The sequence below is a fragment of the Mesorhizobium sp. M7A.F.Ca.US.002.01.1.1 genome (assembly GCF_004022955.1).
GTDB classification, from domain to species: Bacteria; Pseudomonadota; Alphaproteobacteria; order Rhizobiales; family Rhizobiaceae; genus Mesorhizobium; species Mesorhizobium ciceri.
The window spans coordinates 1-1,013 of record NZ_RZQE01000937.1 but is presented as its reverse complement, the minus strand read 5'-3'; the positions used below and the strand labels follow the sequence as shown (position 1 = coordinate 1,013).

Below are 1,013 nucleotides of genomic sequence, written 5' to 3'. Positions count from 1 at the left end.
GCGACTGCAGCGCCGGATGCCCAGATGCTACGGGTAATCTCGGCCGCAACGGAACTCGCCGGCGACCTCAAGCGAACAGATTGAATTATTGCACGAATTCAAGTCTGCCTCTGTATGCGACTTTCGAAGCACAAAAGGCGAACATGTAGTGGCGGCCCATGTGTTTTCGACGTCAACAGCAATGGCTCACTTCGGCTATCGGCCGTGAATGACCGAAGTGGGCCGGAAGCAGGTTGGCAGCTTCTGGGCACGCTGAGCAAATTCCGGACGTTCAACTCGATGACATGGGGCCTGGATTGGCCCAAAGCGGACAGAGGTCGGTTACGTCACATGCGGCCGCCGGGCGGCGACCTGCACAGAATCAAGTCGGTCATGGATCTGGAACTCGGCCTGGTCGTCCGAGAGACTGCAGAGCGCCTGCAGAACCAGGACCTTGAACATCATCATCGCATCAGGGCGGCCGGCCGGCCGCCCTTGGCGCCATCGGAGTGCTCAGCCCCTTGGGCAAGGTTTCTGGAAACCCTCCCAACGACCAGTTCGGATCGGAAGGCACACCGGCATGGGTAGGGTGGGAGGCGCAAAAAACCCGCACTCCAGAGGGGGACTTTGGAAGCGGACTTTTTAGCGACCAAACACTCAAGGTGTTCGATGTGTCTATCAACACATCAGCAAGGCGTTTGTTCCTTCGAGGGCTGGTCAATCGATAACCTGCACGATCCTGCGGGTAATCCGGATCAACCAGAATCGCGTGATCTGCAACGACGACGTACTTGTATCTCACGTTGGGCACGTCGAGCGCATGCAGGTTCGATGGTGTCGGGCAGAGCCGAACCGACATTGAGTTCGACGCCCGGCAGGCTGATCGACGCAAGATGCTGCTTGTGCAGTATTCGCGTAGGTCGGTCTGCTGTTTGGGAGCAACCACGATGACGTCCTCTGCGATGGCCGCACCAATACCGGCGACGAGGACAGACCGGCGGCGGCAGCGATAAGATAATTCTTCACTATGAGCT

General features: G+C 58.1%; 2 pseudogenes. Both read right to left on the bottom strand.

The features are described from left to right. Positions 1–363 precede the first annotated feature (363 nt). Positions 364–462, bottom strand: a pseudogene (locus EN932_RS36870) (transposase); the annotation flags it as partial. Between the two features lie 234 nt (positions 463–696). After that, positions 697–1,005, bottom strand: a pseudogene (locus tag EN932_RS38605) (DUF1236 domain-containing protein). Positions 1,006–1,013 lie beyond the last annotated feature (8 nt).